This window comes from Parahoeflea halophila (genome assembly GCF_900220985.1).
In the GTDB taxonomy this organism is placed as follows: domain Bacteria; phylum Pseudomonadota; class Alphaproteobacteria; order Rhizobiales; family Rhizobiaceae; genus Hoeflea; species Hoeflea halophila.
In genome coordinates this window covers 552870-570072 of sequence record NZ_OCPC01000002.1, presented here as the reverse complement: position 1 = coordinate 570072, position 17203 = coordinate 552870, and the positions used below count along the sequence as shown (strand labels likewise).

Sequence of the window (17203 nt, the reverse complement as noted above, 5' to 3'; positions counted from 1 at the left end):
GCAATAAGTGCCCCAGGGAGACCGCAATGGAAACCAAGTTTGACCTTCACCTGATCGATTACGCGATCGTTGTCGTCTATTTCGTTGGCGTGGTCGCGCATGGCATTTACGTCTCGCGCAAACAGTCAGGGGGGGCAGAAGACTACTTCCTCGCCGGGCGATCCCTGCCCTGGTACCTCATCGGGTTCTCGCTCTTTGCCTCGAACATGTCAGGCTCCAGCTTTGTCGGCCTGATGGGCGGCGCCTATGCCAATGGTGTCGTTATCTTCAACTACGAGTGGACGGCGGCCCTTGTACTGATCCTGTTCGCGATCTTCATCCTGCCCTCCTACCTGCGGGCCAGGATTTCCACGGTGCCCGGTTTCCTCGAAGAACGATATGACGTGCGCTCGCGCCGGGCGTTTTCACTGTTCACGATCCTTGCCATCCTTTTCATCGATACCGCCGGTGCGCTTTATGCGGGCGGTCTGGTGATTTCCAATGTAACCGGCTATCTCAACCTCTGGGCGGCGGTAGCCATGCTGGCGCTGGTGGCAGGAATCTATACTATCCTGGGCGGTCTCTCGGCAGTGGTCGTCACAGACACGGTGCAGGCGATCCTGCTGATCATCGCGGCCGCCGTGCTGTTTTGGCTGGGGCTCGATGAGATCGGCGGCTGGCAGGAATTGTTTGTCGGCACACCGGACGAGATGACCCAAATGATCTTGCCGGCGGATGATGACTTTCTGCCCTGGACAGGCCTTTTGGGGGTGATCCTACTGGGCTTCTACTACTGGACGATCAACCAGTTCGTGGTGCAGCGGACCCTTGGAGCAAAGGATCTGAAAGAAGGCCAGATCGGCGCGCTCTTTGCCGGTTTCCTCAAGCTGCCCAACATCTTCCTCATGGTGCTGCCCGGGATAATCGCGCTCAAGCTTTATCCCGATCTGGAAACGCCCGACCTTGCCTTTCCGACCCTGGCCTTCGAGTTGATGCCGATCGGCGTGCGGGGTCTCATCATGGCGGCCCTGATAGCGGCAATCATGTCCTCTCTCGATTCCGCGCTGAACTCGGCCTCGACCCTGGTGGTCAAGGATTTCGCCGAGCCGGTTTTCGACGTCGAAGAGAAGAAGCAGGTTTGGCTGGGCAAACTGGTGACTGCAGCAATCATGATCTTCGGCGCCATCTACGCGCCGATGATCGCCGGTTTCGAGAGCCTGTTCAGCTACTTCCAGTCTTCGCTGTCCTATGTCGTGCCCACGATCGTCGTGGTCTATATTCTCGGTCTGGTGTTCAAGCGGCTGAACGGCAATGGCGCCTTCTGGACGATCATGTTCGGACTGGTGGTCGGCATCCCGCTCTTCGTGCTCAAGGAGGTGACCAACTACTGGGCCTACATTGGGCTGCCGGAAATCCACTACACCGTCATGTCGTCGATCATGATGGCCATGGGCATCTTGCTGCACTTCGGCATTTCCTATGCCACCTCGCGGCACGACAAGGAGAACCTCGATGACCTGGTCTGGCGGGCGGGTGAAACCAAGAAAATCTTCACGCAATGGGAAAAGCCGCTTTGGCAGGACCGCACGCTTTGGGCCGGACTGTTGGTGCTTGCGACCTCGGCCATGGTGATCTGGTGGGCCTGAATGTTGGAGACACTGAATCGAATCGGCGAAGACATCGGGCGGCGGATTGCGGACGCACCTGATTTCCTCGGGCCGTTACTCATCGTGTTGGGAACCTGTGCTGCGGCTATTGTTCTGCACTGGCTGCTCTATCGGCTCCTGCGTCGCACAGTTTCGCGTCGGAATGGCACGGGTCGGTCCTTGCTTCGTGGAGCGCGTCGGCCCACACGGTTGGCCGCCGTGGTCGCGGCACTGGCCTGGGTGCTGCCGAATGTCAGGCTGCCCTACGGCTGGCAGGACGTTGCGGGCCATCTTTTGCTGATCTTGCTGATCATTCTTGTCGGATGGACCATGATCCTGCTCACCAACCGGTTCGCGGACCGCGCGGTGCGTCGCCATCGAATGGACGTCGAGGACAATCTCGCGGCACGCAAATTCGTGACACAGGCCAGGGTTCTGCGCCGGACTGTCAGCATTGTGCTGGGCATCTTCACGGTGGGCGGAGTTCTTCTGACCTTCGAAAGCGTGCAGGAATATGGCGCCGCACTCTTCGCCTCCGCCGGGGCGGCCGGCCTCGTGGTGGGACTGGCGGCGCGACCGGTGCTGACCAACCTTATCGCCGGTTTGCAGATCGCCATCACCCAGCCGATCCGGCTGGAGGACGTGGTGATCGTCGAAGGCGAATGGGGCTGGGTCGAGGAGATATTTGCCACATATGTCGTCGTGCGCCTCTGGGACTGGCGTCGCATGGTTGTGCCGCTGTCCTATTTCATCGAGACACCTTTCCAGAACTGGACCCGCGAGAGCGCGTCGATCATCGGCGCGGTCTTTTGGTACCTCGACTACACCGTGCCGATCGAAAAGATGCGTGCCAAGCTGGAGGAATTCGCCAAGTCCTCGGAGCTTTGGGACGGCAGAGTGGTGAACCTGCAGGTGACCGAGAGCGAGAAGGACAGCATTGCCGTGCGTGGCCTTGTCAGCGCCGGCACATCGCCCCGAGCCTGGGACCTGCGCTGCGAGATCCGCGAGAAGATGATCACCTGGCTGCAGCAGGAACACCCTGACGCGCTACCGCGTCGACGCGCAGAGATAAGAACGCAGACACAGCCCGACCCTCCTCCTATGGAGCCGGGGCACCGGGGCGCAGCGTCAGAATAGGCAGGCAGCAACAGTGCGCCGTTCCCACAAGGCGTTTGGGTATAGGCTACTTCTCTTGTGTATTGGGGCTGGCGCCTCAAGGAAGGCAGTTTTCAAAGCAGGAAAACCCGGCCGCCTTATTCGATCCTTTCTTCCAGCATCGCGTTTATCTTGCGGCGCTGAACGATGTTGCGGATCTGATCGGTCATAAGGGTTTCGGGAACGAAATAGGGTTTGCCGTCCTTCCACTCTGCTTGGAACTTGCGCCGCGCGGCGACCAAGTGCTTGGCATGGCCGTCAGCAGCCGCCACCGTCAACTCCAACTGCCGCACCTTGTCGAACAGCCCGTCTGAGCCAGCCCGCACTTCCGCCCTGCGCAAAAGATCGACGAAGGAGCCGATATCGACGAAACTGCCGCTCTTGATAGGACGCTGGTTGGTACGGGCCACCGGGTCCTCTACCTCGTCGAGGGCGACCTCCTCCCGCTCCGTGACCTTGACGACGTAGGATTTGTCGTCGGTGACGAGCTTTGCCATGACCTCCAGCAGGTAAATGGGTTCCGCGCCCATGTTGGTGACGAAGCAACGGGCGTTCTCATCCTGCGCGACAGAGCGGTTGATCAGAATCACGGCCTGTCGCTGACGGCGGAAGCCCAACCAGATGATATGGAGATAGGCGAGCCAGACGATCCCTGTAACCAGGCTTATGACCAGCTGAAGCGAGTCGCTGTTTTTCGCGATCCAATCTAGCATTCTGTCAGGATCCTCCAAATTCGACGACCCGATGGGTCAACGTCCGAAGAGGCAACTGGTTGCACCCGACACGCCGCTGCCAGAGGCGCGCCGGGGTTCTTCGTCGAGCGCGGCTGCCGCTCCCCGCGACAGATCTCGGGCGCGTGGTTCCGTTTTGCCCCTACCGCTAAGATGTACCCCGGGTGCCGATGTGAGGCCAAGGAGCAGGAATTGGTTCATTTGAGAGATCGTGGGTCGCGTCAGGAGCATTGCGGCGAGGCGCCGCAAACACGGTCCATCCCATGCGAAATGGCACAACTGGATGACCACGTTCTCACGACGGCCGACGAGCCCGACAGCTCCCTTTCGGGGCGCGGGGACGCATCAGTTCCAGCAACCGCGACATCTGATAGAAGCCGGAAAGGAGTGCATGATTCTCGAAGATGCACGGACAGCAGGTCCGGGGCGCGAAAGTTCTCCGCCTATCCGGCGCAATAGGCCGGCGGGACCCTCAGGCAAAGGCAACTGACACCTTCCCCCATGGACGACCGAATCACAAAACTGAGACAAGTCACAATGATTTGCCCCGTCGGAGCGACCCTGCGGCTGCCCGTGTGAAGATTTGCTTGATGGATATCTCGCAAGCGGACAGGACAGTTCAGACCAGCAGCCTTGCCAGACTGGCGAGACGGCGGCGCATGGAGTGAAAGCCATTCATGGTGCGGCAGTGTTTCTGGCAGCGATCGTCGAGTCATACCAAGACGCGATCATCAGCAAGAACCTGAATGGCATCTCAACGACATGGAACAAGTCGGCCGAACAGCGATTTTCGGGCTCTGGTTGAAGCGAGCCCTTTGCCTCTTCACGCCCCGGACAACATCTGGCTCCGTTTGAAACCGGGCTTTATGCGATGACCGAAATGCTGGTCGGCGGTATTCTCGAGCTGTTTCGGGGCGGGATCATTCGCAGGGAAGTCGATGGCGCGGCCATCCATGCCGGCTTTTTTTCGAGTGCAGTGACTTCTACCGGTCCCTGCGCGACATGCCCGCCAGCCAATGGGCCAAGATCGTCATGGTGCCCGTGTCCCTGGTTGGCAGTGCGGCAGGGTGGCGGCGTTAAAGTCTTCTCGATTTGTCACCCGGTCGGCAGGAACCGGCGCACCTTCCGATAGGTCTTTCCGATTGCTTCCGGAGCTTTTGTGGCGCCTGCGGTCGGAAACCGAAGAATGGCCAGGCTACCGTTCTGCCTGATCGGCCTGACGACAAGCCGCAAGAGCAACCGGCGCCCCACCATGATCGACAGCTCTCGCGCCCGGCTTGCGCTGCGGACTTGCCCGAGTGCTAAACTATGGTGTGGACATACAAACTTCTGCAATTATAGTCGCAGATCTCCAGAACGCCCCGATCAGGCTGGGAGGCCAAAGCGATTTGTCGGCCACCGGGGCGTTTTTTCTCGAGAATGACACAAAAAACAGCAATACAGGGAGAAACCGATGTCATCGAAAAAGAAACTGCTTGGCGCCTTGCTGACCACCGCCATCCTGGCGGGGAGCAGCGCTCTCGCTTCTGCCGAGACGCTTCGCTGGGCACGCGCCGGCGACAGCCTGACCCTCGACCCGCATTCGCAGAATGAGGGTCCGACCCATGCCCTTTCACAGCAGATCTACGAGCCACTGATCTCGCCCGACATGGAAGCCAAGCCGATTCCCGCGCTTGCCACCGAGTGGATGGTGAAGGAAGGCGACCCGAATGTCTGGGTCTTCAAGCTGCGCGAAGGGGTGAAGTTCCACGGCGGCGAAGATTTCACCGCTGAAGACGTGGTGTTCTCCTTCAACCGCGCCAAGATGGAAAGCTCCGACATGAAGGAGCTTCTGGTTTCGATCAAGGAAGTGCGCGCCGTCGATGACTACACCGTCGAGATGGAAACCGAAGGCCCGAACCCGATCCTGCCGAACAACCTGACCAACCTGTTCATCATGGACAAGGGCTGGGCGGAAGCCAACGACGTGACCGCGCCGGCCGAATTCGATGATGGCGAGGAAACCTACGCGGTGCGCAATGCCAACGGCACCGGTGCCTACATGCTGGAAAGCCGCGAGCCCGACACCAAGACCGTGCTCAAGGCCAATCCAAACTACTGGGGCAAGGGCGAGTTTCCGCTCGAGGTGACCGAGATCATCTACACGCCGATCCAGAACGCAGCGACCCGCGTGGCCGCGCTGCTTTCCGGCGAAGTCGACCTGATCCAGGATGTTCCGGTGCAGGATATCGACCGTGTTGCCAATGGCGACGGGCTCAAGGTCGGCAATGCGCCGCAGAACCGCACCATCTTCTTCGGCATCAATTCCGGTGATGAGGACCTCGAAAACGACAATGTCGAGGGCAAGAACCCGTTTGCAGATGTCCGCGTCCGCAAGGCCATGAACATGGCGATTGACCGTGACGCCATCAAGCAGGTGGTGATGCGCGGCCAGTCCGCACCGACCGGCGTGATCATTCCGCCTTTCGTCAATGGCTGGACAGAGGAACTCGATGCCTATCCGAAGGCTGACATCGAAGCCGCCAAGGCGCTGATGGAAGAGGCCGGATATGGCGACGGTTTCGAAGTCACCCTGCATTGCCCGAACGACCGCTACATCAATGACGAGGCCATCTGCCAGGCCGCCGTCGGCATGATGGGCAAGATCGGCATCAAGGCCAACCTGGTTGCGCAGACCAAGGCCAACCACTTCCCGCTGATCTCGGGCAAGAAGACCGACTTCTACCTGCTCGGCTGGGGCGTACCGACGTTCGATTCGGAATATGTGTTCAACTTCCTGGTCCACTCCACCACGGATGACCGCGGATCCTGGAACGGCTCGCGCTTCTCCAATGAAGAAGTCGACGCGATGATCCAGTCGCTGGGTTCGGAGGTCGACCTCGACAAGCGCAACGAGACCATCGCCAAGATCTGGCAGGTTGTCCAGGACGAGCAGATCTATCTGCCGATCCACAACCAGGTCCTGAACTGGGGAATGAAGTCCAATATCGACTTCCCGGTGCAGCCGGAAGACCAGCCGCACTTCAAGTTCCTGAAGTTCAATTGACCGGCGCCTGAGCGCCTGCGGACGGGGGCCATGGTCCCCGTCCATTTTTCCAGTTTGAAAGCTTCGCCATGCTCGCTTACGTGATCCGCCGCGTATTCCAATCGATCTTCGTGCTGCTGATGGTCGGTCTGGTGGCGTTTTCCATGTTCCGCTTCGTCGGTGACCCGGTGGAAAACCTGCTTGGCCAGGAGCGCACACAGGCGGATATCGAGCGCGTGCGTGACCAGCTGGGTCTCAACGACCCGTTTCCGGTTCAGTACGTCAAGTTCCTCGGCAACGCGCTGCAGGGGAATCTGGGGGTGAGCTACCGGCAGGGCAGACCGGTCTCGGAGATCATCGCCGAACGTGCGCCGGCGACCCTGGAGCTCGCCGGCGTCTCCGCCCTGTTTGCAGTTGTTTTCGGGGTTGGCCTCGGGGTCTTCACCGCCATCCGCAGGGACGGGTTCGTGGCGAATTTCATCATGACCACATCGCTGATCGGGGTCTCGCTGCCAACCTTCCTGATCGGCATCCTGCTGATTTACGTCTTCGCCGTCGAACTCGGCTGGCTGCCCAGTTTCGGACGCGGAGAAACAGTCAAGATCGGCGGATGGAGCACGGGCTTCCTGACCGAAAGCGGCCTGAAGGCCATCATTTTGCCAGCCATCACGCTTGGGCTTTACCAGATGACCCTGATCATGCGCCTTGTCCGTTCCGAGATGCTGGAAGTGCTGCGCACCGACTACATCAAGTTTGCCCGGGCGCGAGGGCTCTCGACGCGGGCCATCAACTTCGGCCATGCGCTGAAGAACACCCTGGTCCCGGTGATCACCGTAACCGGCCTGCAGATCGGCTCCATCATCGCGTTTGCCATCATAACCGAGACGGTGTTCCAGTGGCCCGGCGTGGGCCTGCTGTTCATCAACGCCATCCAGTTCGTCGATATCCCTGTCATGGCAGCCTATCTGATGCTGATCTCCGTCATGTTCGTGCTGATCAACCTGATCGTCGACCTGCTTTACTTCGTCATTGACCCGCGGCTTTCCGCCGACGCGTCATCACGCGGGCATTAGGGGGACGCAATGGAAGCAGTTTCCAATTTCCTGGCCTCGGATCTGTTTTACCGTTTCCGGAAGTCGCCGGTCGCGGTGCTCGCCTTCATCGTCACTGCGGTGCTGGTTCTGTCGGCCCTGTTCGCTCCGCTGATTGCGCCGCAGAACCCGTTTGACCCGGGATCTCTCAACCTGATGAACGGTTTTTCACTGCCGGGTGAACCCAACCAGTTTACCGGCGAAATCTTCATGTTCGGAACCGACGATCAGGGCCGCGATGTGTTCTCGACCATCCTGTACGGTCTGCGCATCTCGCTGTTTGTCGGCTTTTCTGCGGTCATATTCGCCATGGTGCTGGGATCGGTGCTCGGGCTGATCGCCGGCTATACGGGCGGCCGCACCGACACGATCATCATGCGCATTGCCGATATCCAGCTGACCTTTCCCGCGATCCTTGTCGCGTTGCTGATCTTCGGCATCGCCAAGGGCATCACCCCGCCGTCCTACCGCGACGAGGTGGCGATCTGGGTGCTGATCCTGGCCATCGGCCTCTCCGACTGGGTGCAGTTTGCCCGTGTGGTGCGCGGCGCCACCCTGGTGGAACGCAACAAGGAATATGTGCAGGCGGCGAAGCTGATCGGGCGCAAGCCGATGGCGATCATGCTCAAGCACATCCTGCCCAACACACTGGGGCCGGTCCTGGTGATCGCGACGATTTCGCTGGCGCTGGCGATCATCGCCGAGGCGACGCTGTCCTTCCTCGGTGTCGGCGCGCCGCCGACCCAGCCCTCGCTGGGCACCCTGATCCGCATCGGCCAGGGCTTCCTGTTTTCAGGCGAGTACTGGATCCTGCTCTACCCGGCCCTGACGCTGCTGGCGCTGGCGCTATCGGTCAACCTCTTGGGCGATTGGCTGCGTGATGCGCTCAATCCGAAATTGAAATAGGCGGAGACATGACCACCCCACTCCTCTCCGTTCGTGACCTCGTCATCAAGTTCCCGACCCGCCACGGTCCGCTGACGGCGGTCGACGGCGTCAGCTTCGATCTGGCAGCCGGCGAAGTTCTCGGCGTGGTCGGTGAATCGGGCGCGGGCAAGTCGCTAACCGGTTCGGCCATCATCGGGCTGCTGGATCCCCCGGGCCATATTGCCTCGGGCGAGATCTACCTGAAGGGCGAACGCATCGACAATCTTCGCGCTGAAGACATGCGCGCCATCCGCGGCCGGCGCATCGGCATGGTCTTCCAGGACCCGCTGACCTCGCTCAACCCGCTCTACACGATCGCCGATCAGCTGATCGAGACCATCCGCACCCATTTGCGGCTGTCCGAACGCGAGGCCCGGAAACGTGCCATCGGGCTGCTGGACGATGTCGGTATTCCTGCCGCCAGCCGCCGGATCGACGATTACCCGCACCAGTTTTCCGGCGGCATGCGACAGCGTGTGGTGATTGCGCTGGCGCTCGCGGCGGAACCCGAACTGGTGATCGCCGACGAACCCACGACAGCACTCGATGTCTCGGTTCAGGCACAGATCATCGACGTCCTCAAGGAACAGTGCACCCAACACGGAGCCTCGGTCATTCTGATTACTCACGACATGGGCGTGATTGCCGAAACCGCCGACCGGGTGGCTGTGATGTATTCCGGCCGCATCGCCGAAATCGGCCCCGTGCGCGAGATCATCCAGAATGCCAAGCATCCCTATACGAGCGGATTGATGGGCTCGATTCCGACGCTCGCACAGGAGGAAGACCGCCTGGTCCAGATACCCGGCGCGATGCCCCGGCTTTCGGATATTCCGCCCGGCTGCCCGTTCAACCCCCGCTGTGACAAGGTGTTTGACAAATGCAGGGTGCACCGTCCCTCCCTGATCCCGGTGGAAAACCGTGAAGTGGCCTGCTGGCTCTACGAGGATGCCGAAGCGAAGGGGGCCGCCCTATGACCGAGTTTTCCGCGCAGCTCGATACGCCGCTGATTCAGGTCGCCAACCTGTCGTGCGTTTTCGACGTCTCGAAGCCCTGGCTGAACCGGGTAGTCGAACGCGAATCCAAGCAGTTCCTGCGTGCGGTCGACGATGTCTCCTTCGAGATCCGCAAGGGCGAGACCCTGGCGCTGGTGGGCGAATCGGGGTCGGGCAAATCAACCATCGCCAAGATGCTCGTCGGTCTGCTGGAACCAAGTGCCGGCACCATCCTGTTTGATGGCCAGCCGATGGTCATCGACAGTTCCGAGCGGATGATGGAGCTGCGCAAGCGCTTCCAGATGATCTTCCAGAGCCCCTATGCCAGCCTCAACCCGCGCTGGAAGGTGGCCGATGTCATTGCCGAACCGATGGTCGTTCTCGGGGTCGAGAAGGACAGCGCGAAGATCCAGGCCCGGGTCGGCGAATTGCTTGAGCTGGTAGGCCTGTCTGCCGCCGACGGGGCAAAGTTCCCGCACGAGTTTTCCGGCGGCCAGCGCCAGCGTATCGCCATTGCCAGGGCGCTGTCCTCCAACCCGGATTTCGTTGTCTGCGACGAGCCGACCTCGGCTCTGGACGTGTCGGTGCAGGCTCAGATTCTCAATCTGATGCGGGACCTGCAGGACCAGTTGGGCCTGACCTACCTGTTCATCAGCCATGACCTGTCGGTGGTTCGCCACATGGCCGACCGGATCGGCGTGCTCTACCTGGGCGCGCTGGTTGAAATCGCCGACAGCAAGGAACTGTTCAAGGCGCCGCAGCATCCCTATACGCGCATGCTGCTGGATGCGGTTCCGGATCTGGAAATGACCGGCCGCCAGCGGAAGGAAGTGGAAGGGGAAATTCCAAACCCCATCAATCCGCCCCCGGGCTGCACCTTCCATCCGCGGTGCCCCTTCGCCAACGAGCGGTGCAAGGGCGAGGTGCCGCACTGGACCGAGACAAGAACCGGTGTTGTCGCCTGCCATGGTGTCGAAGAAGGGCGCATTCCCGCGGCCGAAATGGTGCGGTGACGGAGAACGTCCACGGATCTGGACCTTGGGCGGTCTCGGTGGCAAACGCCGCTCAGAATATGGATCGGATTTGCTCCCGACGGGTGGTCATGCAAAGCCGGCAAATGGATTTCGGTTTGCGAAGCCGTGTTGTAGGCTCGTTGGGCAAGATGAACCGGAGCAGCCAGTCAGCTTGCCGAATCTGTCCAGGTCGCCGGCCTTGGGAAAGTCTCATGTGAACACGAACGCCCTTATTCCGCATCACAGCCCGCCACCCGGCCACGCCCGTGCCGGCCTTTCGCGTGTCATATCCGCAATCAACACCGCCGATTTCTTTCCGGCGATGCTGGATTACCTGCGCTCGATCGTGCCATTCAGCGGCGCTTTCATCACCCATCTGCACCCCAAGCGACCTCCGGACCACATCTATGACAATGTCCGGGCCGAGCGTCATCGCGAGGTGGTCGATCAGTATCTCGACACGGCCTATCTGCTGGATCCGGTCTATGACGTCTTCCTGTCGGGGCGCTGCAATTGCGCCATGCGCCTGCGCGACATCGCGCCGGACCAGTTCCTGCGCTCGACCTATTACCAGCGCTACTACAAGAACATCGCGCTCAGGGACGAGATGGCAATCCTGGTACCCCAGGGAAACGGCGCGATCTTCTATTCGCTGGGGCGAATCGGTGACGAACCCCGGTTCAGCTCCCGGGCGGTGCGTGCGTTCGAGGCCGAGATCGGCATCATCGGCGCCCTCACCGGAAAGCATTTCGAGCGCGGACATTCTGGACCGGTCGCCTCAGAGGCCACCTCCCCGGACCGGATGCTGTCAGCGGCGCTGGATGCGTTCGGCGAAGACATCCTGACGGCACGGGAGCGCGAAGTGGCGACGCTGATCCTCAAGGGCCATTCCTCAGCCTCGATATCGACCGTGGCCGGCATCGCGGTGGGAACAGTCAAGATCCATCGCAAGAACATCTACCGCAAGCTTTCGATTTCCTCGCAATCGGAATTGCTGTCGAAGTTTCTGCGCTCCGTTCTGAGCTGAGCGGCATACCCCCTTCGGGGTATTTACCCCCTTGCTCCCGGCTCCTAGCGTTGCAGACTGGACATTGAGTGAAACCGGCGGGGGCGAAATCATCGAATGACCGGACCAGAAGTTGTCACGCAGCGCAAAGCCGCAGTGTCGGTGCGCGGACTGACAAAGACCTTCGGAGAGGGCGAGTATGCGGTCACGGCGCTGGACGCCGTCGAAGTCGACATTCGCGAAAATGAATTCTTCACCCTGCTCGGTCCCTCCGGCTGCGGAAAGACCACGTTGCTGCGCCTGATTGCCGGTTTCGAGCTGCCGACGCATGGAGTTATCGCGCTTGAGGGCCGCGATATATCGGCGTTGCCACCGCACCGGCGCCCGATCAACACGGTGTTTCAGAGCTACGCGCTGTTTCCGCACATGACGGTGGCGGAAAATATCGGATTCGGGCTCAGAATGCTCGGCAAGCCGGCGGCCGAGATCAGGCAGACGACCGAACGCATGCTGGCGCTGGTCCAACTCGAGGCCATGGCCGGCCGGCGCACCGACCAGCTCTCGGGCGGCCAGCAACAGCGCGTGGCGCTGGCCAGGGCGCTGGCGCCGGCGCCAAAGGTCTTGCTGCTTGACGAGCCACTGGCGGCGCTGGATCTCAAACTGCGAAAAAACATGCAGCTCGAGCTGAAGAGCCTGCAGGCGGAAACCGGCATCACCTTCGTGTTCGTGACCCATGACCAGGAGGAAGCGCTGACCATGTCCGACCGCATCGCGGTGATGAAATCGGGCAGGATCCTGCAGATCGGCTCGCCGCGTGATATCTATGACCGGCCGACACATCGCTTCGTTGCCGACTTCATCGGCGACATCAACATTCTCGATGGAACCATCGAAAGCCTCGACAACGGCATCGCCAGCGTGCGGCTGAAGGACGGCACCGCTGTCCTGGCGCAGCCGGGAACGGCAACGGCGGCCCGCCCGGGCGCAGCAAGCATCGCAATCCGGCCGGAGAATGTGCGACTGGCGCAAGCGGGTGAGACGCCGACCGTGTCAGGCACGGTGGAAAACGTGGTCTATTTCGGCGCGGCGACCAATCTTCATATCCGTCTTGCGACCGGGGAGCAGATGGTCATCCGCAACCCCGGCGCCGTCGAGGAGGGCAGGTACCGGCCCGGCGCCACCATCGGCGCCGTGTTGCCGCCCGAACTAATCCGGGTGCTGGAATGAGCAAGCAGGACGACACCGTGGCGCTCGCTGCCGCACTCGAGCACAACCGGCGCCGCGAGCGGCTGACCCGGTTCTGGCTGCTGGCCCCGGCCCTGCTGATCATCCTGGCAATCAGCATCCTGCCGCTCGGCATCACCGTGGTCTATTCCTTCCTGACACCGGGCACCTATGGCGGTGTGACCTGGGAATTCAGCACCGACAGCTATGTGCAGTTCCTGTTCCAGCGCGATATCTTCGATGACACGCTGGTGTTCAACTCCGCCTACCTTTCGATCTTCCTCCGGTCCATCGGGCTTGCGCTTGGGGCCACCATCGGGGCGCTGATCCTCGGCTTTCCGACGGCCTATTTCATCGCCACCAAGCCGCGCGAACAGCGCAATCTCTGGCTGTTTCTGATCACGCTGCCGTTCTGGACCAACCTGCTGATCCGCACCTATGCGATGCTGCTGATCATCCGCGACGAAGGCATCATCAATCTGGTGCTGATGAAATCCGGAATCCTCTCGTCGCCGCTGGCCATCCTTTACACCGATACGGCCGTGTTCATCGGACTGATCTATTCGTTCCTGCCCTTCATGGTTCTTCCGATCTACGCCAGTCTCGAGAAGATCGATTTCAGTCTGGTGGAAGCCGGCTACGACCTTTACGCAAACCGGCTGAAAGTGCTGTTTCACGTCATCGTACCGCTGGCCAAGCCGGGACTCGTGGCCGGCGGCATCCTGGTCTTCATCCCGGCGCTCGGCGCCTACATCACGCCCGAACTGCTGGGTGGCGGCAAAAAGCTGATGATCGGCAACATGATTGCGATGCAGTTCGGCGCCTCGCGAAACTGGCCCTTCGGCTCGGCCGCGGCACTGATCCTGATGGCGCTGGTGGTGATTGTGCTGCTGGTCAACGCGCTGGCAACCGGCAGGGAGGCGCGGGGCAATGGCTGATCCGGCAACCGCAGTTGCGAGCCCCCGTTCCGCACCGCGCCGCCGCAGGATGGTACGGGATCTCAAGGCGATGCCGGGCTTCACCGCGATGGCCTGGATCACCATCGTGGCACTCTATCTGCCGATCATGGTGCTGGTGGCGTTTTCCTTCAACGAAAACCGCTCGGTGGTGCTGTGGACGGGATTCTCGCTCGACTGGTACGCCAAGGCGCTTGAGAACGACGGGATCCGCAATGCAGCCTGGGTATCGGTCAAGGTGGCGCTGTTTGCCACCGTGATTTCGACGATTGTCGCCACCATGGCTGCACTGGCGACAACGCGAACGAGAAAATTCACCGGGCAGGGGCTGGTCTACGGCATCATCAACCAGCCGCTTATGATCCCGGAGATCGTTACCGCCATTGCGACGCTCTCGCTGTTTGCGCTGGTCAAGAAACTGACCGGTCTCAACGGCATCGGCTACCTGATGATGGCGCATGCAGCCTTCTGCATTCCGTTCGCCTACATGCCGATCCGGGCGCGGCTTGAAACCATGACGCTGACGCTCGAGCAGGCGGCGGCGGATCTCTACGCGCCACCGTTCAAGGTCTTCACCCTGGTGACATTGCCGCTGCTCGGCCCGGGCATCGTCTCCGGAGCGATGCTGGCCTTTGTCGTCTCGCTTGATGACGTGATCATCACGCTTTTGATCGCGGGGCCGGGGGAGACCACGCTTCCGATCTACATCCTCGGCGCCATCCGGCGCGGGATCACGCCCGAGATCAATGCCGTCTCGACCATTCTGGTCGCGGTCTCGGTACTGCTGGTCATGCTGCTGTTCTTCGTGCAGCGGCGGATGCAGCGGTAGGACGGACACAAGAAAGAAGGAAAGAGAGGAACAGGATGAAAACCGTATTGAGGCTTCTCGCCACCGCATCCGTCGTGGCATTCGCATCGTCAGCGGCCATGGCTGCGGGCGAACTGAACATCTACAACTGGGGCAACTACACCTCACCCGAAATGATCAAGAAGTTCGAGGAAAAGTACGACGTCAAGGTCAATCTGGACGGCTACGATTCCAACGAGGCAATGCTGGCCAAGGTCAAGGCAGGCGACACCGGCTACGACATCGTTGTGCCCGGCGATTACATGATCAAGGTGATGATCGGTGATGGGCTGCTCGAGGAAGTCAAGCCGAACACCATGGAGAACTTCAAGAACGTCGATCCGAAATGGGTCGATGTGTGGTGGGATCCGGGCCGCAACTATTCGATCCCCTACCAGTGGGGCACCACCTCTTTCACGGTCGACACCGCCGTCTATGACGGCGAAATCGATACGCTGGCGCTGCTGTTCAATCCACCGGAAGTGCTCAAGGGCCGGATCAACATGCTCAACGACATGAACGACGTGATCAATGCCGGGCTGCGCTATCTCGGCTACGGGCGTTGCAACGGCAACCAGGAGGAGCTGCGCGAAGTGTTGGCCCTGCTGACCAAGGCCAAGCCCGACTGGCGGACGATGGATTATGCCATCATCGAGAAGCTGACCTCCGGCGACGTGGACATGAGCCAGAGCTGGAACGGAGCGGCAATGCGGGCGCGGGCACAACGCCCGACGCTGAAATATGCCTATCCGAAAGAGGGCTTCACCGGCTGGATGGACAATGTCGCCGTGCTCAAGGGTGCACCCAATCTCGAAAATGCCAAGCTGTTCATCAACTTCATGATGGATCCGGAAAACGCCGCAATGACCTCGAACTTCGCGCGCTACGCCAATGGTATCCTGGGCAGCGATGAGTTCATGGATCCGGAAATGCTGTCGGCTCCGGAGATCGTGATGCCGGCCAGTGCACCGGCGCCGGATTTCGTCACGCCCTGCCCGCAGGAAGTCGTCGATCTGTACAACAAGATCTGGACCCAGCTGAAACAGTAGGTCCGAGCTCCGGCGCGCTTGCAAAGGCGGGCGCGCCGGCATTCCACAAGAGAAAGATTGTCCATGTCCAACACCGGGTCCAATACCGGCAAGGTTGAAGCGGCTGTGCCAAAAACCGCCCGGCAACTGGGAATCATGCAAGGTTTCCCGCCGCCGCCGGAGAAGCGGCCGACGCTTGAGAACTGGGACCTTCCGCCGTTCAATCGCTGGACCTTCCAGAACGTGCGCAGCCTGATTCCGACGGTGGACGTGTTTCGCGGTTTCGGGCCGGCAAGCCGGCTGGAAGAGGCGCCGCAGGACCTCTCCGGTGTCACCTTCGAGCGCGAGAACGGCAGCACCGTGACGATCGACCGGTTCCTGAGTGAGAGTTACGGCGACGCCTTCCTCGTGATGCACGGCAACCGCATCGTCTTCGAGCGTTACCTCAACGGCATGGCGCCCGAGACACTGCACCTGTCGCAGTCGGTGGCAAAATCCGTGGTCGGCCTGCTGGCCGGCATCCTCGCATCGGACGGCGTGGTCGACATGCATGCGCCGCTGGCAGGCATCGTGCCGGAACTCGGGCAGTGCGGCTATGGCGACGCCACACTCGACCAGGTGCTCGACATGCGCTCTGGCGTCAGGTTCAGCGAGGACTACAACCTGCCCGGCAGCGACATGACCCGGATCGACATTGCTTCGGGCTGGCGGCCGAAAACCGGCAATGCGCCTCGGCCGACGATCCGCGAAGTCATTCTCAGCCTGCCGAAGACGCGGCCGCATGGCGGCGCGTTCGAGTACCGTTCGATCGAAACCGACGTGGTTGCCTGGGCGCTGGAACGGGCCGCAGGCAAGTCCCTTGCCGAGCTGGTCAGCCAGTTGCTTTGGCAACCGATCGGCGCGGACCGGGATGCCTATTTCACCGTCGACGAGGCAGGAACCGCGCTCGCGGATGGCGGCTTCAATGCGACATTGCGGGACTATGCCCGCCTCGGCCTGCTGGCGCTCAATGGCGGCATGGCCCAAGGCCGGCAGGTGGTGCCCGAGGCCTGGATCGAGGGCTTGCGCGACGGCAATCCGGAAGTGTTCGGCCCACCCTATACCGCAGTCGTCCCGGGGGGGGCCTATCGCCGGTTCTGGTGGATCCGCGATGCAAAGAGAGGCGACATCTGCGCCCGCGGCGTGTTCGGCCAGCTGATCTATGCCGACCCGAAGAGCGGGTTCCTGGCGGTCAAGCTCTCGACCTGGCCGGACTACGTGATCCCGTCGCTGACCCGCGACACGTTCCGTGCCATCGACGCCATCCGGACGGCGCTGAACGACGTGTGAGATACGGAATCGGCGGTCCGCACAATGCTCTTGGGCGACCACCCGGATCTCTTCGCCCTGCCTCCTGCCGATGGCGCCTCGGGATCTGGCCCATCAATCTGCGGCATCGCGCGCTGCTCATGCATGCCGGGCAGCATCTGACCGGGATCGGGTCCTTCAGCCGCAGCGTGCGCATGCCGGTGAGCTCAGCGACGGCACGGACGGCTTGGATCAGCTTCGCACTGGTGTCAGTATAGAGCCGGACACAGGCG

14 protein-coding genes are annotated in these 17203 nt (G+C 61.2%); 13 read left to right on the top strand and 1 reads right to left on the bottom strand.

The window, feature by feature from the left end; genetic code table 11:
- The first annotated feature begins 26 nt into the window (after window positions 1-26).
- Together CRO46_RS10060 and CRO46_RS10055 are read left to right on the top strand one after the other, a co-directional pair.
- Complete coding sequence (locus CRO46_RS10060) at window positions 27-1625, top strand: sodium:solute symporter (RefSeq protein ID WP_097107412.1); 1599 nt, start codon at window positions 27-29, stop codon at window positions 1623-1625.
- A gap of 219 nt (window positions 1626-1844) precedes the next feature.
- On the top strand, window positions 1845-2762 hold the full coding sequence (locus tag CRO46_RS10055) for a mechanosensitive ion channel family protein (RefSeq protein WP_244577856.1): 918 nt from the start codon (window positions 1845-1847) through the stop codon (window positions 2760-2762).
- A 116-nt stretch (window positions 2763-2878) separates the two neighbouring features.
- Here the strand turns inward: CRO46_RS10055 and CRO46_RS10050 are convergent, their stop codons facing one another.
- Window positions 2879-3493 carry a hypothetical protein gene (locus tag CRO46_RS10050; RefSeq protein WP_097107407.1) on the bottom strand — a complete coding sequence of 205 codons (615 nt, stop codon included), beginning with the start codon at window positions 3491-3493 and terminating at the stop codon, window positions 2879-2881.
- A gap of 1471 nt (window positions 3494-4964) precedes the next feature.
- On the opposite strand from CRO46_RS10050, the gene CRO46_RS10040 reads away from it, so the two are divergent.
- The 11 genes from CRO46_RS10040 to CRO46_RS09990 all read left to right on the top strand — a co-directional run bounded on the left by CRO46_RS10040 (window position 4965) and on the right by CRO46_RS09990 (window position 16952).
- Complete coding sequence (locus tag CRO46_RS10040) at window positions 4965-6557, top strand: ABC transporter substrate-binding protein (RefSeq protein ID WP_097107406.1); 1593 nt, start codon at window positions 4965-4967, stop codon at window positions 6555-6557.
- Between the two features lie 68 nt (window positions 6558-6625).
- Entirely contained in the window at window positions 6626-7609 is a 984-nt protein-coding gene (locus CRO46_RS10035; protein WP_097107403.1) for an ABC transporter permease, read from the top strand.
- 9 nt (window positions 7610-7618) lie between these two features.
- Complete coding sequence (locus CRO46_RS10030; RefSeq protein ID WP_097107402.1) at window positions 7619-8533, top strand: ABC transporter permease; 915 nt, start codon at window positions 7619-7621, stop codon at window positions 8531-8533.
- An 8-nt stretch (window positions 8534-8541) separates the two neighbouring features.
- On the top strand, window positions 8542-9531 hold the full coding sequence (locus CRO46_RS10025; protein ID WP_097107400.1) for an ABC transporter ATP-binding protein: 990 nt from the start codon (window positions 8542-8544) through the stop codon (window positions 9529-9531).
- Complete coding sequence (locus CRO46_RS10020) at window positions 9528-10562, top strand: ABC transporter ATP-binding protein (protein WP_097107398.1); 1035 nt, start codon at window positions 9528-9530, stop codon at window positions 10560-10562. The genes CRO46_RS10025 and CRO46_RS10020 overlap by 4 nt, the downstream gene beginning before the upstream one ends.
- Window positions 10563-10776: 214 nt before the next feature.
- The gene (locus tag CRO46_RS10015) at window positions 10777-11589 is read left to right on the top strand and encodes a helix-turn-helix transcriptional regulator (protein ID WP_179759008.1); all 813 of its coding nucleotides are present in this window, start codon (window positions 10777-10779) and stop codon (window positions 11587-11589) included.
- A gap of 96 nt (window positions 11590-11685) precedes the next feature.
- On the top strand, window positions 11686-12795 hold the full coding sequence (locus tag CRO46_RS10010; RefSeq protein ID WP_097107395.1) for an ABC transporter ATP-binding protein: 1110 nt from the start codon (window positions 11686-11688) through the stop codon (window positions 12793-12795).
- Window positions 12792-13730 carry an ABC transporter permease gene (locus tag CRO46_RS10005; protein WP_097107393.1) on the top strand — a complete coding sequence of 313 codons (939 nt, stop codon included), beginning with the start codon at window positions 12792-12794 and terminating at the stop codon, window positions 13728-13730. The genes CRO46_RS10010 and CRO46_RS10005 overlap by 4 nt, the downstream gene beginning before the upstream one ends.
- A gap of 49 nt (window positions 13731-13779) precedes the next feature.
- On the top strand, window positions 13780-14577 hold the full coding sequence (locus CRO46_RS10000; protein WP_097107722.1) for an ABC transporter permease: 798 nt from the start codon (window positions 13780-13782) through the stop codon (window positions 14575-14577).
- Window positions 14578-14612: 35 nt separating this feature from the next.
- The gene (locus tag CRO46_RS09995) at window positions 14613-15644 is read left to right on the top strand and encodes an ABC transporter substrate-binding protein (RefSeq protein WP_210421513.1); all 1032 of its coding nucleotides are present in this window, start codon (window positions 14613-14615) and stop codon (window positions 15642-15644) included.
- Between the two features lie 63 nt (window positions 15645-15707).
- A complete protein-coding gene (locus CRO46_RS09990) occupies window positions 15708-16952 on the top strand; it encodes a serine hydrolase domain-containing protein (protein ID WP_244577840.1) in 1245 nt (414 codons plus the stop codon).
- Window positions 16953-17203 lie beyond the last annotated feature (251 nt).